A 24,911-nucleotide genomic window follows, 5' to 3' on the forward strand; every position below is an offset into this window, starting at 1 on the left:
CCTTGCTGGTGGAGGGCCGTACGATCATGACAGACGGGGCGGCGCCCCGACGGCCGGCGGTTCTCATTCGCTGCGGGCCAGGAGCGAGTCCGCCCTGACGCGCCCCTCCGCCAGGATGCCATCGGCCCCGATGAGCGAGATCAGCCGCGCCAACTGCGCGCCGATGCCCGTCACGACGAGATCCGCGCCGGCCAGCAGGACGCACAGCCGCGTCTCCAGCAGGACGCTGAGCCCGGAGCAGTCGCAGAAACCGACCCCGCTCAGGTCGAGGCGCAGGCTCGTCAGCCGCTCCGCCATGCAGGCCGCCACCGCCTCCCGTACCTGGGGAGCGGTGGTGTGATCGAGCTCGCCGGCGAGCGTGACGCGTGCGTCACCCGCTCGCGTGGCGGTGTGCGAGGCCACGAAGCCCGTCACCTGTCGCATCATGACCTCTGCTTAGTGCGTGGACACCAGTTGCCGACTAGTGAATCTGCACTAGATGAGGAAGTCAACCAAGCGTCGGCTCCTGCCCTGATCCCCTGCCCGGCGGCGCGGGGCGGGACAAGGGCGGGAGCCGACGTGGCGGACGGTGGCGGACGCGGGGCCCGCGTCCGGATCAGGACGCCAGGTCGCCGGTGCTTCCCCCGGACGGCGCGGAGGTCCGCTGATGTCCACCGGGGTACGGCGGCGCCGCCGCGTCCCGGATGCTGGCGTGCGCGGCCGCGACGACCGCGTCGGGCGTGATGCCGAACTCGCTGTACAGGCGCTCGTAGTCGGCCGACGCCCCGTAGTGCTCCAGGCTGACGATACGACCGGCGTCGCCGACCACGTCCCGCCAGCCCTGTCCCACCGCGGCCTCGACGCTCACGCGCGCCCGCACGGCCGGCGGCAGCACCTCGTCCTGGTACGCGTCGGGCTGGGCGGCGAACCACTCCCGGCACGGCATCGACACGACCCGTACGGACAGCCCTTCCCGGTGCAGCAGCGTCCGCGCGTCCAGGGCGATCTGCACCTCGGATCCGGTCGCGACCAGGATGACGTCGGGGACGTCCCCCGACCCGTCCGCCAGGACATAACCGCCGCGGGCCGCGCCCTCGGCCGGGGCGTACGGGCCGCTCTCCCCGTCCGCCGGCGCGTCGCCGTCCGACGTCCTCTCGACGACGGGCAGGTTCTGGCGGGTCAGGACGAGTCCGGCGGGCCGGTCGGTGTGCTCCAGGATCGTCCGCCAGCACACGATGGTCTCGTTGGCGTCCCCGGGCCGTACGACGTCCAGGCCGGGAATGGCGCGCAGCGCGGCCAGATGCTCGACCGGCTGGTGGGTGGGGCCGTCCTCGCCGAGCCCGATGGAGTCGTGGGTCCACACGTAGGTGGCGGGCAGCTTCATCAGCGCCGCGAGCCGGACCGCCGGACGCATGTAGTCACTGAACGTCAGGAACGTGCCGCCGTACGGCCTGGTCAGGCTCTGGAGCGCGATGCCGTTGAGGATCGAGCCCATGGCGTGCTCACGGATGCCGAAGTGCAGCGTCCGCCCGTAGGGGCCGCCGGGGAACTCCTCGGTCTGCCGCTCGGAGGGCACGAACGACGGCTCGCCCTCCATCGTGGTGTTGTTGCTGCCCGCCAGGTCGGCGGAACCGCCCCACAGTTCGGGCAGCACCGGGGCCAGCGCGGTGAGGACCTCCCCGGACGCCTTGCGGGTGGCCATGCCCTTGGCGTCGGCGGGGAACTCGGGCAGCGCCCGCGTCCAGCCGTCGGGCAGCCGCTGGTCCCGGAGCCGGTCCAGCAGCGCGGCACGGTCCGGGTGGGCCTCGCGCCACGCGTCGTAGCCGGACTGCCAGGCGGCGTGCTGCTCCCGGCCCCGCTCGCCCACCGCCCGCGTCCTGGCGAGGACGTCGTCCTCGACGGCGAACGTTCGGTCCGGGTCGAAGCCGAGGAGGGACTTGGTCGCGGCGACCTCCTCGTCGCCGAGCGCGGAGCCGTGCGCCTTGCCGGTGTTGCGCTTCGTGGGCGCGGGCCAGCCGATGATCGTGCGCAGCAGGATGAACGAGGGCCGGGAGGTCTCCGCCTTGGCGGCCTCCAGGGCGGCCAGGAGCGCGTCGACGTCCTCGACGTAGTCGCCCGTGCGGGTCCAGTCCACCGTCTGTACGTGCCAGCCGTAGGTTGCGTACCGCGCGGCCGTGTCCTCGCTGAAGGAGATGTCGGTGTCGTCCTCGATGGAGATGTGGTTCGAGTCGTAGACGACGACGAGGTTGCCCAGCTCCTGGTGTCCGGCGAGGGACGCGGCCTCGGAGGTGACGCCCTCCATCATGTCGCCGTCGGACGCGAACACGTAGACGTGATGGTCGAACGGGCTGCTGCCGGGGGCCGCGTCCGGGTCCAGCAGACCCCGTTCCCGCCGGGCTGCCATGGCCATCCCGACCGCGCTCGCGAAGCCCTGGCCCAGCGGGCCCGTGGTGATCTCGACCCCGCGTGTGTGCCGGTACTCCGGGTGGCCGGGTGTCGCCGAGCCCCACGTCCGCAGCCGGCGCAGGTCGTCCAGTTCGAGCCCGTAACCGGCTAGGTACAGCTGGATGTAGAGGGTCAGGCTCGAATGCCCGCACGACAGGACGAAGCGGTCCCGGCCCAGCCACTGGTCGTCGGCCGGGTCGTGCCGCATCACGTTCTGGAACAGGAGGTACGCGAGGGGCGCCAGGCTCATCGCTGTGCCGGGGTGGCCGTTGCCGACCTTCTGGACCGCGTCCGCCGCCAGCACCCGTACGGTGTCCACGGCCCGCACGTCCACGGTGTCCCACCCCGCCCGCTCGGCCACGGGCAGGGCCAGTTCGGGGGCGCGGCCCGCCGGGCCGTGGGACTGGGATCGCTCATTCGCCATGCCGTGCTCTCCTTGAATGCAGCTCCGTGCGGGATGGACACCGGGACGTCCGCCCGGTTCCTTGACGCGGTCGCACCCCGGCGCGGCGCGCGCGCCGGGGGACCACTCCTGCTCCTCCTGCCCGCCATGATGGCGGACATTTCCTGCTGTAACGGTCATTCTGCCGTCGAATCGCCCATCCCCGCATCACGTCTACGGCTGTGCGGTGTCCGCGGTGTCCGGTGTGGTGCCGGGATCCGGCCGGTCGCTCGCGGTGGCCGTCGCCGCGGGCGGCTCGGTGGCGCTGGGCGGGGGAGTGCCGGACGGGGTGGCCGCCGGCGACGACGGACGCGTGGTGGGGGGCGGGGGCTCCGACGGGCGGACGGTCGCGCCACCGGCCGTCTTCTGCGGAGTCCTCTCCTCGCGCGGAGTCTTCTCCGCCGGTACGGAGGGGGAGGCCGGCCGGTCGGGCGCCGCGCCGCCGGGCGCACCGGCCGGTGCCTTCGCCGGTGCCTGCGAGGAGACCGCCGCACCGCCCTTCGCCGGGCCCGTCGCGGGCCGGGCCTCCGGTGCCTCCCCCGCGGGGCGCGTGTCCTCGGCGGCCGACGTGCGGGGTATGGATACGGGACCCTCGTGCCGGCCGTCGGACGACGACGTGGCGGCCACGCCGACGACGATCGCGGAGAGCGCGGTGGCGGCCGCGCCGAGGAGCACCGAACGGCGGCGCTGTCCCGCGTGGCCGGGGCGCCGGCGCCGGTCGCGCCGCGTGCCCGTGTCCTCGCCGGGCATGCCAGCCGTCCCAGACACCCCGGCCGTCCCGGGTATGCCGGCCGTCCCGGAGAGAAGAGCCGTGTGAGCGGGCGGGGCGTCCTGGGAGAAGGCCATCGGCGCCCGTACGGTCCGCCGCCCGACCGGTATCCAGTCCTCCGGCGCGGAGAGGAAGCTGATGGTCTCCTCGGCGGTGGGCCGCCCCGCCGGGTCCTTCGTCAGCAGCCGCAGGACGAATTCGTCCAGCTCACCCGGGAGCGGGGGGCCCTGGTGGCTCGGCGGTTCGGGGATCGCCTCGACGTGCCGGTAGACCATGACCGCCGGGGTGTCCGCGTGAAAGGGCGGACGGGAGGTGAGCAACTCGTACAGCACACAGCCCAGTCCGTACATGTCCGCCGCCGGCCCGGCGGGACGCCCCAGGGCACGCTCCGGCGCCAGGTAGGCGCTGGTGCCGATGACCTGGCCGTTCATCGTCAGCTCCGTGGTGGAGTGATCGGCGAAGCGCGCGATCCCGAAGTCGCCGATCTTGACGGTGCCGTCGGACGCCAGCAGCAGGTTCGCCGGTTTGACGTCGCGGTGGACCACGCCTTCGTGGTGCGCGGCGGCCAGACCGGCGGCGACCTGGCTCCCGATCCGGGCCGCCGTCGCGGGAGGAGTCGGCCCGTTGACGCGCAGCTCCTCCGCCAGGCTGTGCCCCTCGACCAGCTCCATCACCAGGTAGCCGCGGTCGGCCTCGGTGCCGCTGTCGTACACCGTCACCACGTTGGGGTGGCTCAGCCGCGCCGCCGTCCGCCCCTCCAGCTCGAAGCGGGCGAGCGCGGCGGCGTCGGCGTCCCGCTGTCTGAGGAGCTTGACCGCCACGGGGCGGCCCAGCACCTCGTCCCGCGCTCGCCAGACCTCGCCCATTCCGCCGCGGCCGAGCTGATCGCTCGTCCGGTACCGCCCGGCCACCAACACAGGGAATGCCTCTTCTCGCGTCTCCGACACCTCGTGCTCGGACGCCGCCGTGTCCGGCGGCTCTGTTCAGCGGGCCCCCGGTCGGGGGCGGTTCGTCCGGCCGACGACGGCCGGACCGGTTCTCGCGGTCATGCCTCGTGGTCCTGCCGCATGCACGCCTCGTGGCGTACGGCCCCGTCCGGCGGGCGGAAACAGGCGATGACCGTCTTCCCGTGGGACTTCCCGTGGGACCGGGTCCGCGTCTCGTAGCTGTCGGCCAGGGCGTGCACGATGGCGAGGCCGCGGCCCGAGGGCTCGGAGTCACCGGCCTGGCGGACCACGGGCTGCCCGGCCCCGGAATCGTGCACGCTGACGTGCAGGCAGTGGCTGTCCCAGGTCAGCACCAGCTGCGCGGTGCTCCGGGCGTGGATGTGCGCGTTGGTGATCAGCTCGGAGATGGTGAGCAGCACCGAGTCCACCGTGTCCGGTGCCTCCGTGTCCCATCCGAGCGCGTCCAGATGCGCGCGCGCCCAGGTGCGCCCGGCCCGAACTCCACCCGACACGGGGAAGGACTGGGCCCACCCCACCGCTCTCAACGACATGTCGTCCGGCATGTGCGACCTCCCTTCGTCGTCGGCCATCGACTACCCCGCGAGACGAAGGTCACCGCTCTCGGCGCAAACGGAATCCGGCGCGCGGGCCCGCGCCCCCGGGGGCCGCTTGACCTGAAGTCCGGTTGAGTTTCTAGCGTGTGCGTCGGTCGACCGCCCGACGACAGGAGAAACACGCAGATGATCCTCGTGACCGGAGCCACCGGAAACATAGGCAGTGCGCTGCTGAAGGAGTTGCGCGCAGGGGGTCATGGGCCCGTGAGGGGCCTCACCCGTGACACCGCGAGGGCCGCGTTCCCCCAAGGGGTCGAGGCCGTGGCGGGCGACCTCGCCGAACCGGCGTCGTTGAAGTCCGCGCTGGCCGGGGCGCGTTCGCTGGTCCTGCTGGCGGGCGTGGGCTCGGACGCCGGCGTCCTCACGGCCGCCCGGCACGCGGGCGTCGAGCACGTCGTCCTGGTGTCGTCCATCACCGTCGAGACCCACCCGCACCTGGGCCCGGCCCGCGCGAACCTGGCGGTGGAGCGGCTGCTCAAGGAGAGCGGCATGGCCTGGACGGTCCTGCGTCCGACGCAGTTCGCCTCGAACGCCCTGATGTGGGCGGCTGTCATCCGCGAGAACGGAACCGTCCGCGCGCCGTACGCGGACGTCGCGCTGCCCACCGTCCACCCCGCCGACGTCGCCGCAGTGGCACGGGTGGCGCTGACGGAGCCCGGCCACCGCGCGCGCACGTACGCCGTGACCGGGCCGGAGCCGGTGAGCGCCCGGCAGCAGGTCGGGTCGATCGCGGCGGCGCTGGGCCGGGAGGTGCCCTTCACGGAGATCAGCCGCGAGCAGGCCTACGCACAGACGGTCGCGGTCTTCGGGGCCGAGGCCGCCGACGCGGTGCTCGACGTCACGGGCGGCGACGCCAACGACGCGCTGCTGGCGGTACGTCACACGGTCCCGGACGTCACAGGAACTGCGGCCCGGCCGTTCCGGCAGTGGGCCGCCGAGAACGTCACGGCCTTCCGCTGAGCCGCCGCCGCACCGGCCGGCCGGGCGGGAGCATCGGTGTGCGACCGTTCGCCGCTGTCCGATCATCCTAATGAGGTACCCCGGGCGCGGGGTACCCCGATCGTGGCCGCCCCCGCTCGACGATGACGGCGGAACGACGCTCTCTGCCGGCCACGTGCGTACCTTCCCGCAGGAGTGAGGAGTCGCCCGGCCGGCCGGACTCAGGAGAAGGCAGATGCCGACCACCACCCGCAGATTCGCCCGGACCCTCAAGGTCGCCGTGACCGTGGTCCTCTCGACCGCCGCGTTCGCCGTGCCCGCGACCGCGACGCCCGCCGTGTCCGGCCCCTCGGCCCACGACCACGGCCGGGCGGTGTTCGTCCAGAACGACCGTGTCGCGGGCAACCAGGTGATCGCCTACCGCCGCCACGACGACGGATCGCTGCACGAGCGGACGGTCTACGGCACCGGCGGGAAGGGCGGCGTCCTGGCGGGCTCCGTCGTCGACCACCTCGCCTCGCAGGGCTCGCTGACGTACGACCCCCACCACAAACTGCTGTACGCGGTCAACGCCGGCAGCAACACCGTCACCGTGTTCTCGGTCGAGGGCGACCGGCTCCACCGTGAGCAGGTCGTCACCTCCGGCGGGGTGTTCCCGGTCAGCGTCGCCGCGCACCAGGACCGCGTGTACGTACTCAACGGGCGCGACGGCGGCTCGATCCAGGGCTACCGGCTGAAGGACGGCAAGCTGCACCCGGTCGCGGCCTGGCACCGGGAGCTGGATCTGGACACCGCCACCGCGCCCGAGTTCACCCACACCCCGGGCCAGGTGGCGTTCACCCCCGACGGATCGCAGCTGGTCGTCACCACCAAACTGGGCGGCAACAGCATCGAGGTCTTCTCCCTCGATCCGTCGGGCGCGCCGTCCGCCGAACCCGTCGTGAACAGCAAGGAAGGATCCCAGCCGTTCGGGCTGACCTTCGACGCCCACCGGCGCCTCGTCGTCGCCGACGGCGCGGAGAACAGCGTGCTGACCTTCCGTCTGCGGGAGGACGGCGACGCCGTCCTCGTCGACGACACCCCGACCGGCCAGCAGGCGAGCTGCTGGGTCGTGCGCGCCGGTGACCACTTCTACGTCTCCAACGCGGGCAGCAACACGCTCTCGCGCTTCCGCCAGAACCGCCACGCCCACCTCGAACCCCTGGGGAACATCCCCACCGACGCCGGCACGGTCGACGCGTCCGTCACCCCCGACGGCCGCTACCTGTACGTACAGACCGGCGGCGCGGGCACCGTGGACGCCTTCCGCATCGGCCGGGACGGCGCCCTCACCAAGATCGGCAGCACCGAGGTACCGGACGGAGTCGGCGGCGAGGGCATCGTCGCGCTCTGACCGGGTCAGGAGCGTCGGCCGACCGGGCGGAGTTGCCCGGACGGTGCTCGGTCGGCCGACGCCCCGCCGCCGGCCGCCCTAGTTCTGCGCCGGATGCGGCGCGACGTCCCCGGCCCGGGACGGGCCGGGGAGAGCGCCCTGGGCCGGGGCGGTGCGCGGCGGTGCCGCGTCCGGGGTGTCCGCGAGGGTGAACACGATCCGCGTGCCGGGGCTGTGCGTGTGGTCGATGGCGATGGTCCCGCCGTGGTACTCCACGATCTTGCGGCACAGCGCCAGACCGATGCCGTTCCCGGAGTACTGCTCGCGTGTGTGGAGACGCTGGAACACGACGAAGACGCGCTCGGCGAACTCGGGCGCGATGCCGATGCCGTTGTCCGTGATGGCGAACTCCCACGCGCCGTCCACCGGCCGGACCCCGAGATGGATCACCGGCGGACGGTCGGCCGACCGGAACTTGACGGCGTTGCCGATGAGGTTCTGGAGGAGCATGCCCAGCTGGGTCTTCTCCCCGTGCAGGACCGGCAGGGGATCGTGCGTGACCACCGCGCCCGATTCCTCGATGGCCAGGCCGAGCGAGTCGACGGTCCGGTCGAAGAGGTCGTCCAGGCGGACGTCCACGTGCTCGGTCATCAGACGCCCGATGCGTGAGAAGCCCAGCAGGTCGTTGATGAGCCCCTGCATCCGGTTGGCGCCGTCCACCGCGAACGCGATGTACTGCCGCCCCCGGTCGTCCAGGTTCTCCGTGTAGCGGCGCTCCAGGAGCTGACAGAAACTCGCCACCTTCCGCAGCGGTTCCTGGAGGTCGTGCGAGGCGACGTACGCGAACTGCTCCAGCTCGGAGTTGGAGCGCCGCAGCTCCTCGGCCTGCGAGGCGAGGCTCGCCTGCGCGTTCTCGCTGAAGGACAGCTCGGCGGCGAGCCTGGTCCGCATGGATTCGACGTCCGCCGCCAGCAGCCGCAGGTCCGCCGGGCCCGATCCCGCCACCGCGTGACCGAAGTCCCCGCCCGCCACCTTCCGCACGTCGAGCGAGAGCCGGTCGAGGTGAGAGGTGACGCCCCGGCGCAGGCCGACGAAGACCAGGCCCGCGAGCACCAGGATGACCAGGGCCATCGCCGTGAAGGTCCAGTTCCGGAACGTCCTCGCGGCCTGGAGATCGGCCCGCGCCCCGGCCCGCGCCACCTGGAGGTGCTTCTGCTGGGCCGACATCGCCGTACGCAGGGAGTCGAAGAGCCGCCTTCCTTCCTCGGCGCGTTCCCGGGCCAGGGGCACGGGGGCGGAGGACTCGGCGATCGGCCGCGCGATCCGCGACTGCCACTGCCGGGCCCGGCCGTCCACCTCGGTGAGGTCGCGCGCGGCGACCTTGTCCTCGCCGGTGAGGAGCCGGAGCTGCCGTACGGACGACTTCTGGCGCGCCAGACCGTCCCGGTACGGGGCGAGGAAGTCGGCCTGACCGCTGATGCCGTACCCCCGTATGCCGGTCTCCTGGTTGATCAGCGCGCTTTCCAGCTGTACGGAGGCGATCAGGGCGGGACTGGAGCGGTCGACCAGCCGGTTGTTGATGGCGGTGGAGCGCGCGAAGACCCAGGCGCCGCAGAGCGAGAGCCCGAGCAGCACCACCAGGGCCAGCGAGGTGCCGGTGACCAGCCAGCGCCGTGTCGTCCAGCCCGACACCGCACGGCCCGTCGTGGCGTGGCCCTTGCCCGTCATCTTCATGTCCACGCTTTCCTCGCAGTCACCCCCGGCGTCCGACGCCGGCGCGGTCAGCGTACCGTTGCCTGACAACAACTGTTGTCGAGGGCGGCGCCTGGTTAAGGTTCTCCCATGGTCCCCCACGTTGTCCCCGTGTCCGACGACCATGTGTTGACCGGCCTCGCCGAAGAGGCGGTCAGGGCGTTGGCGCACCAGCTGGCGACACAGGCCCGAGGGACCCTGGAAGGACGGGTCCCGCGAGGAGACGGAGACAGCGACCTGACGCCGACGGCGACGCACGACCCCGGCCACGAAGCGCCGACGGAGCTGGACCGGCTGCGCGCCCTGTCGTACCTGAGCCGGGCCGTGGAGCGGTGCGCGCGCGAACAGGCGGCCGTGGCGGCGCGGGCCGGCGCGAACTATCCACAGCTCGGCGACGCCTGGGGCATCACCCGCCAGGGCGCCCGCCGGCGCTGGCCCGGTCTCCTCTTCACCGCTCAGCCCCCCTCACGCCCCCTCCCTTCCCCCCAGCACAGGAGCTCAGCCGTGAACGCTTTCTCGCTCGACCGCCCCTACAGCGTGCTCCTCGTAGAGGACGACCTCGCCGACGCGCTGCTCATCGAGGAGGCTCTCGTCGGGCGCGGCATGGCTCGTACGATCTCCCGGGTCCCCGACGGCCTCGCGGCCCTGGAGCACCTGCGCGACCCCCGCGAGGAACGGCCCGACCTGATCGTCCTCGACCTCAACATGCCGCGGATGAACGGCAGGGAACTCCTCGCGGTCCTCAAGGACGACCCGGCCCTGGGCACCATCCCGGTGGTGGTCCTCACCACGTCCGCCGCGCCCGACGACATCAAGGACGCCTACCGCCAGCACGCCAACGCGTACGTCGCCAAGCCCGTCAACCTGGACGAGTTCATCACCGCCGTCCAGGGCATCGACGCCTTCTTCCTGGACACCGCGACCCTGCCGCGCCCCTAGCCGGCGGTCCGGTCGCGCGTGAGGCGGCGCGGCGGGGGCGGAGGGTTCAGGGGGCGGGGCTCGGGGGCGTGACGAGTGGAGCGTTCATGTCGCGCAGCTTCTGGAGGTTCCCGCCGACCTTGGTACGGAGCTGTGCGAGCAGCTCCGGTTTGCCGCCGATGGCCCAGCGGGGTCCGACGAGGTAGGTGCCGCCGTACATGGCGGCCGCCTCCAGCCAGGTCCGCTTGAACTTCTCGGCGGGGAAGGTCGTCACCGTCCAGCTCCCCCGCGGGGTGACACAGACGCCTTCCCGGAGTTCGTCCGCGTCGGTACGGACGTCCGCCTCGCACCCGGTCAGCGCCGCGATCTTCTCGATGTTCGCGGGGGCGGCGGCCGGCGCCTCGCTCGTCCGCGCGGCGGCGGGCCGTGCGCCCTTCTCGTCGGCCGAGCAGGCAGTGGTCAGGGCCAGCGCGGTGAGAGCGAGCACGGCGACGAGCGGGGTGCTGCGGGCGGTATGCGGGCGGTGGGCGGTCACCGGGCGTCCCCTTCACAAGATCGGCGGAGTCGTAGCGCGTGAAGGGATACGGACGCCACCGGGCGCGTGTTCAGCGGCCCGGCCGCCCGTGCATGATGAGCGCGTCATGAACCCGTCCGGAGAACGCGCGCCCGGTCGGCCGCCGCGACTCGCGCCGGCCGGCCGATGGGTCAGAGCTGCCGTATTCACGCTGATCAGCGCCGTGCTGGCCGCCGTCGGGCACCATCTGGCGTCGGAGGAACCGGTCCCCTGGGCGCGGCTGGCCGCCCTGGCCGCCGTGATGGGGACGGTCTCCGCCGCCGGAACGGGCCGGGCCCGTTCGTGGGGGACCGTGATCATGGTCACGTGCGGGGCGCAGTTCGTCCTGCACACGGCGCTGTCCGCGTCCGCCGCGTCGGCCCACGACCACGCGGGGGCGCATCCGGGCGCGCGCCCGGGCTACGAGGCGCACTACGGCCCGATGGTCATGACGCTGGCGCACGCCACGGCGGCTGTCGCCGTGGCGCTGCTGATGCATCGCGCGGACAGGGCGTTGAGCGGGTTGCCCCGTACCGTCGGCCGCTGGGCGAGGACGGGGATCGCGCTCGTCGCTGCGGTGTGGGGACGATGGCCGGTTCCCGCACGGGTGGCGGAGTCCGTACGCCGGCGCCCGCCGGATGCCGCGGTGCGGCCGGCCACGGAGACGATGCTGTCGCACGTGGTCGAGCGGAGAGGCCCGCCACGGGGCCGGGCAGGAGACGTATTCCGCCCGACCCCGGCGGGCCGCCCGTACGCGGGACGAGTCCGCCCGTACTGAGAGAGTTCGATCTACGTGAACCCCACATCCATCGGTCGTGTCCCGCTGCGGTATGCGGTGGCCCTCGCCGCCGCCGCCGTCGTCGTGGCGGCCGGGGCGGGCCCCGCCGCCGCACACGCCGAGGTCACCGCTTCCGACGCGCGGGCCCTGGCCGAGAACGTCACGCTGACCTTCACCTCGGAGGCCGAGAGCGGCGACGCCGGAATCAAAAAGCTGAGGGTGGTCCTGCCCGAGGGAATCGCGCCGGACACGGTGGCGCTCAAGGACGCCCCCAAGGGATGGAGCCTGACCGCCACCGCCGACGGGTACACCGTCGGCGGCGCCGCGCTCGGCGTCGGCACGGACGCCGAACACAGCGTTACGGTGCGGCAGTTGCCGGACGCCGAGTCGCTGGCGTTCAAGACCGTCGAGACGTACGGGAACGGCGAGGTCTCCCGCTGGATCGAGGTGCCGAGCGGTGGCGAGGAGGTGGAGAACCCGGCGCCCGTACTGGAGTTGAAGGCCGCGGCGCCCGGGGCCACCCCCATCGCCCCGAGCCCGAGCCCCAGTCCGACGCCGGAGCCGAGCGACAGTTCTTCCTCCCCGGCCCCGGCTCCGTCCGCTCCTGCGGCCGCGTCGGCGGAGCCCGCCGAGGCGGCCGCGGCGGACGACTCCGACAGCGACACCACGGTGATCGTCGCGATCGTCGCGGTGGTGGTCGTCCTGGTCGCCGGCGCGGGAGTGTGGTGGTCACGACGGAGCCGTAACCAGGCATAGTCCGTCTCGCCCGGCAGGGTGTGACCGCCCCCGGCGGGCCGGGGCCTTCTCACGGCCCAGGCCCGCCGGGCCGGACGGGGCAGGGACGCCCCGCCGTCAGGCCCGTACCGCCGCCGTATCCGCCGGCACACCCAGGTTCCCCCTGCGGGACAGGGCCGCCACCGCGGTCGCGCATCCCGCCCCGAGCAGAGTCAGCACCAGCCAGGGCAGAGCCGCCGCACCGGCGTCGCGTCCCGCGTCCAGGACGGCGCCCGTGGCCAGATTGCCCGCGGTGATGCCCACGCCGCAGACGGTGTTGTAGAGGCCGTAGTGGGTGGCGACCCACCGGCCGCCGGACAGGGCGACGATGGTGTCCATCTCGAACGGGTACAGCACCGCCGTCGCCACCGCCAGCAGCCCGGCGCACACCAGAAGCGGCACCATGGCGAGCGCGGCGCTCCAACTCCCCGGTGCCGGAGCCGCGTTCGCCGTGAGGGCCGGGGGCAGGAACGCCGCCGCCATGAGGGTGAGCCCGGCGACCAGACAGCGATGAGGCGTCCACGTACGCCTGCACCAGGCGGTGATACGCAACTGTCCGGTGAGCGCGACCAGGCCCGACACGACGAACAGCGCACCGGTCGCCGCCGCGCCGTACGTGCCGTCGCCCACCAGGCGTGTCGTCTCCAGGGGCAGCGCGAGGTAGATCTGGAAGGACAGGACGTACGAGCCGGTCATCGCGGCGGCGAACAGCCAGAAGGGGCGGTTGCGCAGGACCGTACCGGCCTGCTCCCGCCACGTGGCGCCAGGCGTGCCCGACGCGCCCTTCCGCGCGGGCAGCCGCCGCAGTTGCAGCAGGGTCAGGAGGGCGAACAGCGCCGCCGCCACCCCGCAGGTGAGGGGGAACGCCACCGCCGTCAGGGCCAGCCCGACGAGCGGACCGAGCAGGATCCCGGCCTGGTAGTGGACGTTGAAGAGCGCGAACGCCTCCACCCGGCGCTCCCCGGCCTCGGCGGCGAGGCAGGCGCGCACGGCCGGGTTGAACAGCGCGCCCGCCAGGCCGGTGGCGGCCGACGCCGCGAGGAGGCCGGGCAGGGAGTCGACCACGGCGAGCGCGGCGAAGCCGACCGTACGCAGCGCACACCCCGCGACGATCAGCGGGCGGTGACCGAGCCGGTCGGCGAGCATGCCGCCGATCAGGAACATGCCCTGCTGGGAGAGATTGCGCATGCCCAGGACCAGACCGACCGCCCAGGCACCGAGAGCCAGCGTGGTGGACAGGTGGACGGCCAGGTAGGGCATGAGCATGTAGAAGCCGAGGTTGATGGTGAGCTGGTTGACCAGCAGCAGTCGCACGGTGGCGTCGAAGGAACGGGTCTGCTTCCAGACGGAGTTCACAGCCGACCCTCCGTCACATCGGCGTTCGTACCAGGCTTCTGGCCGGTGGGGGCGGAGAGCGGATCGGTGACCGTGGTGCAGCGCGTCCATCGCGACACCTCGGCCGCCCCGGAGGTGACCAGCGTCTCCGGGCCGGTGGGTCCCTCCGTGAGGAGGAGACCGTGGGCGCGGCAGTAGTCGTCGTTGAAGACGGTGTCGAAGTAGCGGTGCGGCCCGTCCGGGAAGACCGCGGCGATACGGGTCCCCTCCGGCTGCGTACGGGCCAGCCAGCCGGCCACCAGCGCGACGGCGCCCACACTCCAGCCCCCGGTGGCGAACTGCCGCGCGGCCAGACGCCGGGCGCACCAGACCGCCTCGGCCGGGGCGACCCAGTGGACCTCGCTGAAGGCTCCGTAGTCGACGTTACGGGGGTAGATGGACGAGCCGAGCCCGCGCATCAGCCGCGTCCTGGCCGGCTGTCCGAAGATCGTGGATCCGATGGTGTCGACCCCGACCAGCCGCAGCGCGGGCATGCGCGTACGCAGGCCACGGGCCACCCCGGCGGAGTGGCCGCCGGTGCCGACCGCGCACACCAGCACGTCGATGTGGTGCAGCTGGCGCGCGAGTTCACCGGCGAGTCCGGCGTACGCGGCCACGTTGTCGGGGTTGTGGTACTGGTCCGGGCACCACGCGCCGGGGTACGCGGCCAGGAGCGCGGCGACCTTGCGGCGGCGCGCCTCCTGCCATCCGCCGTCGGGGTGCGGCCGGTCGACGACGTACAGGCTGGCGCCGTGGGCGGTGAGCATCCGCTCCATGATCGGCTCCATGCCCGGGTCGGTGACCAGGTGCACCGGATGCCCGAGGAGGACCCCGGCCAGCGCCAGGCCGAGGCCGAGCGTCCCCGACGTCGACTCCACGATCGGGGCACCGGGGAGCAGATCCCCGCGCTCCCGGGCCCGGTTGACCATGTACAGGGCGGCGCGGTCCTTGATGCCGCCGGGGTTGAATCCTTCGAGCTTCGCCCAGAACCCGTGGGGGGCGGTCGCGAAGGGCTCGTCGACCCACAGCACCGGCGTGTTGCCGACGGCGCCCCCGACACTGAGGGGGTTCAGGGGCAGGGGCAGGGTCGGAGGCAGAGACAAGGGCAGGGACGGGGACAGTTCAGTCATCGTACGGACGTCTTTCGAGCGGGCCGGGGCACACCGCGGTGGCTCACCTGTTGCCGGAGGAGCGCACCGGGGGACCCGGAGAAGGGGCGGTCGGGATGGTCAGACCGCGCGCCGGGCGGCAGGAGGCCGCCGTACGACCGCGCGGTCCGGCCCGGTCACGTCCGAGACACGCACACCCGGCCGAGCACGTCACGTCCTCCGCCTGCGGGGGGCCCGCGCCGAGACGCGCCGCCGCACAGGGAGGTCCTTGTCCCGGCCCGCCGGCCGCCGACCGTCGCGGGGAGCGCCGGAGGGGGCGGGTCCTCGTCCAGTTGGGCGGCGAGATGGTGCTCCACCTCCGGCGCGCAGGACGGGTCCGGGTCGGCGCACCCTGACACGAGGTCAGCGGCGGACGCCGACACGGCTGTACGGCCGCCGGGCGCGTCGAGCAGCCGGTGATGCCCGCCGCTGTCGCACGCACCCAGCAGCAGGGCGGTCAGCGCCGCCAGCACGAGGGCGACCACCCAGCTGCCGTACTCCCGGAAATGCCCCGACCGACTTCGCACAGTGACGCTCACGTTACCTTGTGTCGCCGACCGGGCGGGCGACGGGCGGGCCCGTGACCCGCCCCGGGGGTAAAGCGCAGTTCAACGGCGCGCCAAGCGCGGACCGGGAGGTGTTGTTCTCGATCGTCGTGAGCGGTGTTCATGTTCCGTTCGGTTTGCCACCCGAGACTCCTCGTTGCCCCCCAGCGGTTGAACGAGAGGCTTCATCGTGAAGAACAAGAACAGCGAAGATCCGGAGTACTCAGCGATCTCGCGGCGCCGGTTGGTCAAGTACGCGGGCGTCGGGGCGACGCTGGCGGCCGCCGGCCCGCTGGCGGTGGCCGGCCCGGCCGCGGCCCACGACGATGACGACCGCGACCAGGGGAAGCACGGCGACTCGCGCAACCGGGCGTGGCGCGCCGGCGACCACCACGTGCACTCGGAGTACAGCGGCTCGTTCGACACGTCGACCAATCCGCCGAAGTTCATCAAGGGCGGCGACGCGGTCTACCCGATCGTGACCAACGCGATCATGGCGAAGCACTTCGGTCTCAGCTGGGTGATGTGCACCGACCACGGCGGCCCGACGCACTCGAAGGTCAACCTGGAGCAGGCGTACCCCGACCTGCTGCGCTCCCGCACCCTGGTGCCCGGCGTGCTCCAGTTCTGGGGCATGGAGTTCGACGCCCCCGCGCTGGACCACCACACGCTGATGATCCCTCACCACGCCGACGAGGCGAAGCAGCTCTTCGAGCTGGAGAGCCGCTTCGCGAAGAACGACCCCTTCCCCGCCGACCCGGGCCGCGACACCGAGGCCAAGATGGTCGAGTTCCTGAAGGCCGCGAAGGGCATGCCGCGCAAGCCGCTGGTGATCGCCCACCACGCCTCGCGGTCGGCGACGGGCCTCGGCGTGTACGGTCAGGACACGCCGCGCGAGTTCCGTAACGGCAACAACACGGCGCCGGACATCTACGTCGGCTTCGAGGGCGCCCCCGGCCACCAGGCGGGCCCGCTCATCGGCGGTGCGCGCGGCGGCTACAGCAACTACCCCACGCACGGCGGCTTCGACCAGATGACCGCGCGCGTCGGCGGCCTCTGGGACGCGCTGCTCGGCGAGGGCCGGCGCTGGTGGATCACCGCGACCTCCGACTCGCACGTCCACTGGACCCGCGGCGGCTCCGACTTCTGGCCGGGCGAGTACAGCAAGACGCACGTGCTGGCGCGGCAGGACTACGCCGACATCATGGACGGCCTGCGCAACGGGCGGATCTGGGTGGGCACCGGTGACCTGATCACCAGCCTCGACCTCAGCGCGAGCAACCGCGGCAACGAGGCGTCCGTGGGGGAGACCCTGACGGTGAGCCGTCGCAACCGTACCGACGTCGAGATCGAGATCAGGTTCCGGCCGCTGGAGGGCAAGAACGCCAACGGCGACCGCCCGGAGGTCCGGCGCGTCGACCTGATCACGGGCCGGATCACGGGCCCGAGCGCCAACCTCGACGCCGACACGAACCCGACCACCAAGGTGGTGGCCCGGTTCGGCCCGCGCGACTGGCGCCGGGAGGGCAAGGAGTACGTCGTCCGCCACACGCTGCGCGACGTGGAGGGCGACCTCTACGCCCGCGTGCGCGGCACGAGCACCGACGAGGCCGAGCCGCTCGCGGACGGCAAGGAGAGCCCGTGGGACGACCTGTGGTTCTACTCCAACCCGGTCTTCGTGAAGGTGCGCTAGTCGACTGACGTCCGACCGCACTATGGGGTGGGCCCGCCGCGACGCGCGGACGGGCCCACCCTGTTCCGTTCCGCCCCGCTCGGCCCCGGCGCGGGTCAGACGGCCAGCTCCGTCAAACCGCCCGGCGAAGGCGAAAGGCCGAGGCGGGTGTAGTACTCGGTGCCGAGGACCCGGTCCCGCACCTCCTGGCCGGCCCGGGACAGGAGGCCGGGCAGGGACCGTTCCCTCGCCGCCTCACTGCGATGCGCCAGGATCGCGCGCCACTTCCGGCCGGCCCACGCCGTCACGTCGACGGTCGCGGTGACGTACGCGTCCGGCACGCTGAGCACGGCCTTGCCGGCCCCGGCCAGGAGCGGCGCCAGATCGCCGACCCCGGAGTGCGGGTGGGTGGCCGAGTAGAGGGCGCCGGTCCGCCAGGGCGCCCCGGCCTCCGGGTAGAGGTGCGCGAATCCGGCGGCCTCCACCGCGAGCAGGGTCACCCGGTGCGTGTGCCGGTGGTCGGGGTGGCCGGTCAGCTGGCCGAGGGCGTCGTGCGTGACGACGACGTCGGGGCGGAACTCCCGTACCTCCGCGACCAGTCGGGCGACGACCTCGTCCAGCGGCGCGTCACGGAACCGAGGGCGGCCGGGAGCCGACGACTCGTCGCGCGCGTCACCGTACCCGAGCATGCGGGGCCTACCCGCGCCGAGGACACCCAGGGCGTCGCCGAGTTCGGCGGCCCGGTGGCCGGTGGGAGACCAGGTGGTGGTGACCACCGCCGTGCGCGCGCCGCCTGCCGCGTGCTGGGCGAGTACGCCCCCGGCGAGGAGGGACTCGTCGTCGGGATGCGCGAACACGCCGAGCAGGGACGGCGGAGGGGGCGCGGCCCGTCGGCCCGTCGACCTGGCGTCGCCGCTCATTCGTCCCCCCAGTCCCAGTTGTCGACGTACGCGGCGACGCCCGTACGGCGGGCCTCCGCCAGGGCGCTCAGGCGCGCGAAGTCCCGGCCGGGCATCAGCGCCTCCCACGCGGCCAGGGGCAGGACGCGGACCTCGTCGTGCTCGTCCGGCTGCACGGCGATGCCACGGATCCGCGCCGCGGTGAGCCGGCCGCCGTCGAAGACGCAGCCGATCGTGCTGTACGGCCACGCGGCGCCCGGCAGCCCGTACACCGTCGCCAGGAGCCGGGGCGGCCCGGCCGGCGTGATGCCGGTCTCCTCCTGGCACTCCCGGACGGCGGTCTGCCACGGGCGCTCACCCGGGTCCATCGTGCCGCCGACCAGCTGCCAGGGGTGCGCGGGGGAGTAGACGGAGTGCAACTGGAGCGGTCGGTCGTCCTCGTCGGTGAAGTAGAAGCACGCGAAGGCGGTCGCCTTGAGGACGGTCTCGGCGTACTGCTCGGGCGGCAGCCACCCGGCCCGCCCTTCCCCGCTCTCGCGCGGGGCCGGTGCGGCCGGTCTTTCGAGACGCGTCATCCGCATCAGCGCGGGGGCGCCCGCGAACCCGAATTCCCGGTACAGCGGCGCCGCTTCGTCACTGGCGTGGAGCTCGAACAGCGTGACGTGCTCGGCGCGCAGACGGTCGAGCAGCGCGGACACCACGGCCCGCGCGTATCCGCGCCGCCGGGAGTCCGGCCGCGTGGCGACGACGTGCAGGCGGGCGGCCAGACCCCTGGGGTAGGCCGGCGCCGGGAGCACCGGATGGATCAGGCCGAGGGCGCAGGCGGCGATCGAACCGTCCGGACCGTCGATGACACAGGCCCGCGCGTCCCCCGCCGGCGCCAGCCGCGGCGCGAGTTCGCCGGTGCACCGCCGTACCCACTCCTCACTCAGGGGCTCGGAGAGGACGTACGAGGACCGCATCCGGACGATCCCCTCGGCATCGGAAGGCCCGGCCCCCCGAACGGCCGGCGGCCCGGCCGCGCCGTGCGGCCCGGGCGCCCGTACAGGGGGAGCGGACCCGATGTGCGGAGAGGTCACCGTCACCACCCCCTCTCGGAGTACGACCGGCCGGTGCGGAGATCGGATTTCTCGGTGGGCTCGGTCATGCGGCCGGGTGTCCTCCGTCTGGGCGTCGGTGTGGCACTGGTGCTCTGGAAACGCGCCGGATCCGGTCTCGTCACGGCCCGATCGTGGGCATGTTGTGAACGTCAGTTCGCCTGGGCGGGAGGGAGAGCGCGGCCCAGCGCCCGGTCGAAGACCGTCAGGAGGAGGTAGAGCACGGCCGCGCCGAGCATGATCCAGGCGAGGTGGTGCATGCCGCCGGTGCCCGCGCGCTGCCCGAAGGACGCGGCCGTCGTGGAGGAGGCGACCATCGAGCCGACGTACGCGAAGGTACGCAGCAGGCCCGCCGAGGAGGCGGTGCGCTCCGGGTCGGCCTGGAAGTAGACGGAGTTCTGGAGGGCCAGGTTGTTCAGCCCCTGGGGCAGGCCGAAGATCACGGCCACGAGTATCAGCATCCACACCGGGCCGGCCCCGGTGAGCGTCAGCATCACCAGGCAGGCGGCCACCTGCCCGAGGCCGCCGACGAGCAGTTTGGCGCGGACGCCCTCGCGCCGCCCCGAGACGATCGAGACGCCGATGGCCACCAGGAACATGGGGATCTGCACCAGCCCGGCGTGGAAGGGCGAGAGCCCGAAGCCCTCCTCCGTCCACTGCGTGAACCCGTAGAGGAACGAGTAGGACACGACGTACGCGACCAGCGCGCGCCCGTACGTGATCAGCAGGGGCGTGTTGCCGCCCAGCACCCGCAGATCGATGAACGGCGTGGCGGCCCGCAGCTCCCGGGCGCCGAACGCGGCGCTCGCGGCGGCGGCGATCGCCAGCAGGTACCAGTCGCGCAGGTGCAGGTTCATCAGGAACAGCAGCAGCGAGACGAGCATCGCGGCGAACAGCGCCATGCCGGGCAGGTCGAGCCGGGCGGCGAGGCGTCCGGCCCGGCCCGGGGGCAGCGTGGTGGTGGGCGCGGGGGAGCGTTCGGTGCCCGCCGCCGGGGAGTCCTCCGTACCGGCGTCGGGGAAGCCTCCCGTTCCGGTCTCCTTGGGCAGCCGGAGCAGCCCCAGCAGCACGGCCGCGGCGGCCAGCGGTACGTTCAGCGCGAAGGTGGCGCGCCAACCCCCCAGACCCACCAGCAGGCCGCCCAGCAGCGGGCCGATCACGGCGATGGTCTGGTTGGCGACGGCCAGCGCGGTCAGTACCCCGCCCGGACTGTCCCGCCCGGTGCGCCGGGACTCGCTGCGCAGCAGCGCCATCGCGGCGGGATACCCGGCGCAGGTGCCGAAGCCGAGCAGGACCCGCGAGGCGATCAGCACCCCGAGGTCCGGCGCCAGGGTGCCGATCACCCCGGCGATCCCGACCAGGCTCGTACTGACGAGGAAGAGCCTGCGCGGTCCGAAGATATCGATGAGCCGCCCCACGACGGGCTGTCCGAGGGCGGTGGCCAGGTAGAGGGCCGAGACCAGCCACGCGGTCCGCGCGGGCGGCGCGCCCAGGGCGTCGCCGATGGGGATGAGTGTGACGGCGATGATCGTCGAGTTGATCGGGTTGAGGACCGAGCCCAGCATCATCGGCGGCAGCAGCCGCCGGTCGAAGCCCGCCGGCGCGGTCCTGCCGCGGCCCGCCGTCTGCTGGTCAGCCATGGGTCAGCCGCTCCAGTACGGCCATGGCGCCGATCACCGCACGCCGTTCCTCCTCCGTGCACCTCTCCTGCAACTCCGTGGCGAGCCACTCCTGCCGGGCCTGCCGCCCCTCCGCCACCCGCCGGTGCCCCTCCGCGGTGAGCGCGATGAGCAGCCTGCGCCCGTCGTCCGGGTCGGGCCGCCGTACCACCAGCCCCAGAGCGGCCAGGGACGCGACCGTCGAGGTCATCGACTGGTGGCGTACGCCCTCGGCCGCGGCGAGCGCGCTGGCGGTGACGCCCTGCTCGTCGGAGAGACGGCTCAGGACGGACGCCTGCGCGAAGGTGATGTCCTCGGCCTCGGCGGCGTTGAGGATGCGGCGCCGCAGGCGGCCGATGACCGTACGGACCTCGCGCGAGGCCTGGACCGCCGAGGGGTACAGGCGCGGACTCTCATTCATGTACCCTACACTAGAATATGCAGGGTGAGGTGTACAGTCTTGCCTGCGCGGTTCGCGCAGAAGGGCCCGCCCGCTTTCGCGCCTGAATTCTGAACGCGGTCTTTTCTGTCGAACGCATTCCTGGCCAGGAACGACGACGGGGGCCGGCCGGAGCGAATTACGCTCCGGCCGGCCCCCGTCGGGAGCTGTCGTGGTCAGATGCGGCGGTGCTTTCCGTAGTGCCCGCCCACCTGCTCGTGGTAATCGGCATCGCCGAGGTGCTTGTCCTTGTCGAACTCGGGGGCGTCCTTGATCTCCGCCTTCGTCCGGTCGACGTAAATGGTCTCCTCCGCGGTGTCGACCCGCGTGACGGTGCTGGCCGGCAGCAGCACGTGCTTGCCAAAGATCCAGACACCGGTGTCGACCACCAGGTACGACGAGCCGACCTCGTCGGAGTGCTTGTCGACCTTCCCGATGCTTCCGTCGCTCGCCTCGACCTTGTAACCGGTCAGGGTGTTGCCCGCGGTGTGACCGGCCGTCGGCTGGTATCCCCACATGTTGTCGCTCATAAAAGGCTCCTCGTTCGACGGCGTATTCCTGCGAGAGCGTCATCATGTTCGGTGACCGCCTCTCAGAAATGCGGGTGCCCGGGTCTGTCGGTCCCACACCTGGGAACGCCTCGGAAAAGAGCAGGTTTTCCCGAGGGAAAGGCGGGCAGAATGCGGCCGGCATTGGCCCGTGTCAGGCCCCGGGGAGTCCCCTGTCAGCCCCCGGGGGAGTCCTGTGTCAGGCCCCCGGGAGTGCGGACGCCACACGCGGGAAGAGCGCGGCCGCCGTCTCCCGCTGCATCAGCGCCTGCTGCTCCGGCGTGAGGACGCCGCTGCCGGCGAGGGTGGCGGCCAGGCCCTCCGCCACCCAGCCGGGAGTGAAGGGGAAGTCGCTGCCGTAGAGGAGACGGTCGGCGTCCGCCAGGGTGAGCAGCGAGGGGAGCAACCGGGGGAGGGCGAAGCCCGCGACGTCGTAGTAGAACCCGCGCAGGGCTCCGAAGACGTCGGTCGACTCGGCTCCGACGCCCAGGGCGAAGACGGAGAGCCGGTCCGCGACCGACGGCAGTACGGCACCGGCGTGCGGGACGATGAACCGGATGGCGGGGAAACGGTCCCGTACGCCGCGCAGGATCAGGTGGGTCACGGCGCGCGTGGTCTCGAACGGGAACTCCAGCATCGGCCGGGGCCATCCCAGGCTCGTCGCCTCGGCGTGCGGCGGTGACGTCGGGTGCAGGAGGACGACGGCGGCCCGCCGGTCCAGTTCGGCCATCAGCGGGTCGTACCGGGCATCGCCGAGATAGCGGCCCGCGTAGTGGGTGTGCAGGACGACACCGTCGGCGTGCAGTGTGTCGAAGGCGTGATGCGTCTCCCGCAGCGCGTCGGAGACGTCCGGCAGCGGCAGGGAAGCCAGCAGCCCGAATCGGCCCGGGTACGTACGGACGACAACGGCGCCTTCCTCGTTGACGGTTCGCGCCAGCTCGCGGATCCCGGCGGGGTCGCCGAAGCCGATTCCCGGTGAGGAGACCGACAGGACGGCCGCCGCGACGCCGGTGCGGTCCATCAGGGCGAGCGCCGACTCGGGGTTCCAGTCCGGGATGGCGGGCATCCCGTCGGGCTGTCCGTGACCGGCCGCCTCCATCGCGGCCCTCAGCCGGGGGGTGATGAAGTGCGCGTGCACATCGATGGCGCCGTGCAGCGGCGGACGGGTGGGCGCGGCGTCAGGGGGCGGTGTCATCGGCCGTCCCCCGTTCCGGTGGTCCTGGCACGCGCGCGGTCGGCCCCCAACCGCGCGTAGAAAGCGATGAGTTCGGGGCGGTCCACGGCCGCCGGGCTGACCACGTCCCCGGCGGAAGCGCCCTGGAGCAGGCGCTTGACCGGCACTTCGAGCTTCTTGCCGGTGCGGGTGTGCGGGATCCCCGGGACGGCGAGGACCTCGTCGGGGACGTGGCGGGGCGACGCGCCCGTACGGATGGCGTCCCGGACGCGGTCGCGCAGGACGTCGTCGAGCACGGCACCCTCCGCGAGGACCACGAACAGCGGCATCCAGTACCCGCCGTCCGGCTCCTCCGCGCCGATCACCAGCGACTCGGCGATCTCGGGCAGTCGCTCGACCGCGTCGTGGATGTCGGCGCTGCCGAGCCGGACGCCGTTGCGGTTGAGGGTGGAGTCGGAGCGGCCGTGCACGATGACCGAGCCGCGGGAGGTGAGGGTGATCCAGTCGCCGTGCCGCCAGACGCCGGGGTACGTGGCGAAGTACGCGTCCCGGTAGCGGACGCCACCGGGGTCGTTCCAGAAGTACAGCGGCATGGACGGCATCGGGCGGGTCACCACCAGCTCCCCCACCTGGTCCACGACCGGCCTCCCGTCGGGGGAGTAGGCCGCCAGCGCGACACCGAGGTGCGGGGCGGACAGTTCGCCGGCCCAGACCGGTGTGGTGGCGGCGCTCCCCGCGAAGCCCGACACCACGTCGGTTCCGCCGCTGGTGGAGGCGAGTTGGACCCTCTTGCCGACATGCTCACCGACCCATGGGTAGGCCGAGGCCGGCAGGGTGGATCCCGTGCAGCCGACGGCACGGATCGCGGACAGGTCGTGCACCGACGGGTCGATGCCGAACTTGGCCATGCCGAGCAGGTATGGGGGACTGGTGCCGAAAATGGTCACGCGGTGGCGGGCGGCGAGGTCCCACAGGACGTCCGGGCGGGCGAAGGGGGCGGGGCTGCCGTCGTACGTACAGGCGGTCGCGCCGGTCAGCAGCGTCGAGACGACGAGGTTCCACATCATCCAGTGGGTGGTGGTGTACCAGAGGAGACGATCGGCCGGTCCCAGGTCGGAGTGGAGGCCCAGTGTCTTGAGGTGTTCGAGCAGGACGCCGCCGTGGCCGTGGACGATTCCCTTGGGAAGCCCCGTCGTTCCCGAGGAGAACACCACCCACAGGGGGTGGTCGAAGGGCACGGGCGTGCAGACCAGTTCCCCGGTGCGGGCGACCGCGTCGTCCCACCGCACCGTGCGGACGGAACGCCGGTCGTCGGACCACCCCGGACCCGCGTGGTCGACCAGCACCACGGCCGTGAGCGTGGGCAGGCGGCCGGCCAGCTCCAGGGCCGCGTCACGGCGGTCGTGGACCGTACCGTTGAAGAGGTAGCCGTCCGCGGCGAACAGCACGGTGGGCCGGAGTTGGGCGAAACGGTCGGCGGCGGCCTCGGGGGCGTAATCCTGACCGCAGACCGACCACACGGCCCCGAGGCTGGCCGCGGCGAGGAACGCGACGATGGCGTGCGGGGTGTGGGGCAGGTAGCCCGCCACCGTGTCCCCGGCGCCGACGCCCAGGTCCCGCAGGGTGGCAGCGATCGCGGCGACCTGGGCCCGGAGTTCACCCCCCAGGACGTCGTACCCCGCCCCGGTCTCGTCCAGCGCGAGGAGCGCGGGCTCGTCGTCCCGCAGGTGACGCAGCGCGTGGTGCGTGTAGTTCAGGGTCGCGCCGGGGAACCAGCGCGCGCCGGGCATCAGCTCCTCGGCCAGTACGGTCTCGTAGGGGGTCGGGGAGTCGACGTCGAAGTACTCCCACACGGCGCCCCAGAACTCTTCGAGTTCGGTGACGGACCAGCGGTGCAGCACGTCGTAGTCGGCGGGGTCGCCGGCCCGGTCGAGACCCGGGTAGCGGGCGGCGGCCCAGCGGCCGAAGTCGACGATGCGGCTGTCCGGGGTGTCCGCGGGGTCCGGGGTCCAGAACGGCTCCGGCGGTGGGGGAGTGTCGGGTTTTGTCATGCTGTCGTCTTTCTCATCGGGGGG

The 24,911-nt window shown here is 72.8% G+C and carries 22 protein-coding genes; 6 read left to right on the top strand and 16 right to left on the bottom strand.

Features of this window, described 5'->3' with window-relative positions:
• Positions 1-63: 63 nt before the first annotated feature.
• From ACIODU_RS06425 to ACIODU_RS06440, 4 genes are all read right to left on the bottom strand, one after another.
• Positions 64-426 (bottom strand): STAS domain-containing protein, encoded by a 363-nt coding sequence (locus tag ACIODU_RS06425; RefSeq protein ID WP_401764559.1) that lies wholly within the window; start codon positions 424-426, stop codon positions 64-66.
• A 169-nt stretch (positions 427-595) separates the two neighbouring features.
• Positions 596-2,848 (bottom strand): transketolase, encoded by a 2,253-nt coding sequence (tkt, locus tag ACIODU_RS06430; RefSeq protein WP_401764562.1) that lies wholly within the window; start codon positions 2,846-2,848, stop codon positions 596-598.
• Positions 2,849-3,040: 192 nt separating this feature from the next.
• Positions 3,041-4,546, bottom strand: coding sequence for a protein kinase (locus ACIODU_RS06435; protein WP_401764565.1), 1,506 nt, complete (start codon positions 4,544-4,546; stop codon positions 3,041-3,043).
• A gap of 134 nt (positions 4,547-4,680) precedes the next feature.
• Positions 4,681-5,145 carry an ATP-binding protein gene (locus ACIODU_RS06440; RefSeq protein WP_401764568.1) on the bottom strand — a complete coding sequence of 155 codons (465 nt, stop codon included), beginning with the start codon at positions 5,143-5,145 and terminating at the stop codon, positions 4,681-4,683.
• A gap of 177 nt (positions 5,146-5,322) precedes the next feature.
• Between ACIODU_RS06440 and ACIODU_RS06445 the strand changes: the two genes are divergently transcribed.
• Positions 5,323-6,156: an SDR family oxidoreductase gene (locus tag ACIODU_RS06445; RefSeq protein WP_401764571.1), complete on the top strand. Its 834-nt coding sequence runs from the start codon at positions 5,323-5,325 to the stop codon at positions 6,154-6,156.
• A gap of 214 nt (positions 6,157-6,370) precedes the next feature.
• Positions 6,371-7,528 carry a lactonase family protein gene (locus ACIODU_RS06450; protein ID WP_401764573.1) on the top strand — a complete coding sequence of 386 codons (1,158 nt, stop codon included), beginning with the start codon at positions 6,371-6,373 and terminating at the stop codon, positions 7,526-7,528.
• 78 nt (positions 7,529-7,606) lie between these two features.
• Here ACIODU_RS06450 and ACIODU_RS06455 read toward each other — a convergent pair whose 3' ends face one another.
• A complete protein-coding gene (locus ACIODU_RS06455; RefSeq protein WP_401764955.1) occupies positions 7,607-9,235 on the bottom strand; it encodes an ATP-binding protein in 1,629 nt (542 codons plus the stop codon).
• 135 nt (positions 9,236-9,370) lie between these two features.
• Between ACIODU_RS06455 and ACIODU_RS06460 the strand changes: the two genes are divergently transcribed.
• Positions 9,371-10,198, top strand: coding sequence for a response regulator (locus ACIODU_RS06460; protein ID WP_401764575.1), 828 nt, complete (start codon positions 9,371-9,373; stop codon positions 10,196-10,198).
• Between the two features lie 46 nt (positions 10,199-10,244).
• On the opposite strand, the gene ACIODU_RS06465 is transcribed toward ACIODU_RS06460, so the two are convergent.
• Positions 10,245-10,712: a hypothetical protein gene (locus ACIODU_RS06465; protein ID WP_356420053.1), complete on the bottom strand. Its 468-nt coding sequence runs from the start codon at positions 10,710-10,712 to the stop codon at positions 10,245-10,247.
• Between the two features lie 106 nt (positions 10,713-10,818).
• On the opposite strand from ACIODU_RS06465, the gene ACIODU_RS06470 reads away from it, so the two are divergent.
• Both ACIODU_RS06470 and ACIODU_RS06475 read left to right on the top strand, forming a co-directional pair.
• Positions 10,819-11,508, top strand: coding sequence for a hypothetical protein (locus ACIODU_RS06470; RefSeq protein ID WP_401764578.1), 690 nt, complete (start codon positions 10,819-10,821; stop codon positions 11,506-11,508).
• Between the two features lie 15 nt (positions 11,509-11,523).
• Positions 11,524-12,264 carry a DUF1775 domain-containing protein gene (locus ACIODU_RS06475; RefSeq protein WP_401764581.1) on the top strand — a complete coding sequence of 247 codons (741 nt, stop codon included), beginning with the start codon at positions 11,524-11,526 and terminating at the stop codon, positions 12,262-12,264.
• Positions 12,265-12,360: 96 nt separating this feature from the next.
• On the opposite strand, the gene ACIODU_RS06480 is transcribed toward ACIODU_RS06475, so the two are convergent.
• From ACIODU_RS06480 to ACIODU_RS06490, 3 genes are all read right to left on the bottom strand, one after another.
• A complete protein-coding gene (locus ACIODU_RS06480) occupies positions 12,361-13,638 on the bottom strand; it encodes an MFS transporter (protein ID WP_401764583.1) in 1,278 nt (425 codons plus the stop codon).
• Entirely contained in the window at positions 13,635-14,786 is a 1,152-nt protein-coding gene (locus ACIODU_RS06485) for a PLP-dependent cysteine synthase family protein (RefSeq protein ID WP_401764586.1), read from the bottom strand. The genes ACIODU_RS06480 and ACIODU_RS06485 overlap by 4 nt, the downstream gene beginning before the upstream one ends.
• 155 nt (positions 14,787-14,941) lie before the next feature.
• Positions 14,942-15,343 carry a hypothetical protein gene (locus ACIODU_RS06490; protein ID WP_401764589.1) on the bottom strand — a complete coding sequence of 134 codons (402 nt, stop codon included), beginning with the start codon at positions 15,341-15,343 and terminating at the stop codon, positions 14,942-14,944.
• 196 nt (positions 15,344-15,539) lie between these two features.
• Between ACIODU_RS06490 and ACIODU_RS06495 the strand changes: the two genes are divergently transcribed.
• Positions 15,540-17,042, top strand: a complete 1,503-nt coding sequence (locus ACIODU_RS06495) for a phosphoesterase (protein ID WP_401764591.1) — start codon at positions 15,540-15,542, stop codon at positions 17,040-17,042.
• A 95-nt stretch (positions 17,043-17,137) separates the two neighbouring features.
• Here the strand turns inward: ACIODU_RS06495 and ACIODU_RS06500 are convergent, their stop codons facing one another.
• The 7 genes from ACIODU_RS06500 to ACIODU_RS06530 all read right to left on the bottom strand — a co-directional run bounded on the left by ACIODU_RS06500 (position 17,138) and on the right by ACIODU_RS06530 (position 24,887).
• On the bottom strand, positions 17,138-17,941 hold the full coding sequence (locus ACIODU_RS06500; protein WP_401764594.1) for a PIG-L deacetylase family protein: 804 nt from the start codon (positions 17,939-17,941) through the stop codon (positions 17,138-17,140).
• Positions 17,938-18,882: a GNAT family N-acetyltransferase gene (locus ACIODU_RS06505; RefSeq protein ID WP_401764597.1), complete on the bottom strand. Its 945-nt coding sequence runs from the start codon at positions 18,880-18,882 to the stop codon at positions 17,938-17,940. Before ACIODU_RS06505 ends, ACIODU_RS06500 begins: the two co-directional genes overlap by 4 nt.
• 287 nt (positions 18,883-19,169) lie before the next feature.
• Complete coding sequence (locus ACIODU_RS06510) at positions 19,170-20,657, bottom strand: MFS transporter (protein WP_401764599.1); 1,488 nt, start codon at positions 20,655-20,657, stop codon at positions 19,170-19,172.
• A complete protein-coding gene (locus ACIODU_RS06515) occupies positions 20,650-21,096 on the bottom strand; it encodes a MarR family winged helix-turn-helix transcriptional regulator (RefSeq protein ID WP_401764601.1) in 447 nt (148 codons plus the stop codon). Before ACIODU_RS06515 ends, ACIODU_RS06510 begins: the two co-directional genes overlap by 8 nt.
• Positions 21,097-21,290: 194 nt before the next feature.
• Complete coding sequence (locus tag ACIODU_RS06520) at positions 21,291-21,644, bottom strand: PRC-barrel domain containing protein (protein ID WP_356420023.1); 354 nt, start codon at positions 21,642-21,644, stop codon at positions 21,291-21,293.
• 217 nt (positions 21,645-21,861) lie between these two features.
• Entirely contained in the window at positions 21,862-22,857 is a 996-nt protein-coding gene (locus ACIODU_RS06525; RefSeq protein ID WP_401764604.1) for an amidohydrolase family protein, read from the bottom strand.
• Complete coding sequence (locus ACIODU_RS06530) at positions 22,854-24,887, bottom strand: acetoacetate--CoA ligase (RefSeq protein ID WP_401764608.1); 2,034 nt, start codon at positions 24,885-24,887, stop codon at positions 22,854-22,856. The genes ACIODU_RS06525 and ACIODU_RS06530 overlap by 4 nt, the downstream gene beginning before the upstream one ends.
• Positions 24,888-24,911 lie beyond the last annotated feature (24 nt).

The sequence above is a fragment of the Streptomyces sp. NPDC088261 genome (genome assembly GCF_044740805.1).
Classification (GTDB): Bacteria; Actinomycetota; Actinomycetes; order Streptomycetales; family Streptomycetaceae; genus Streptomyces.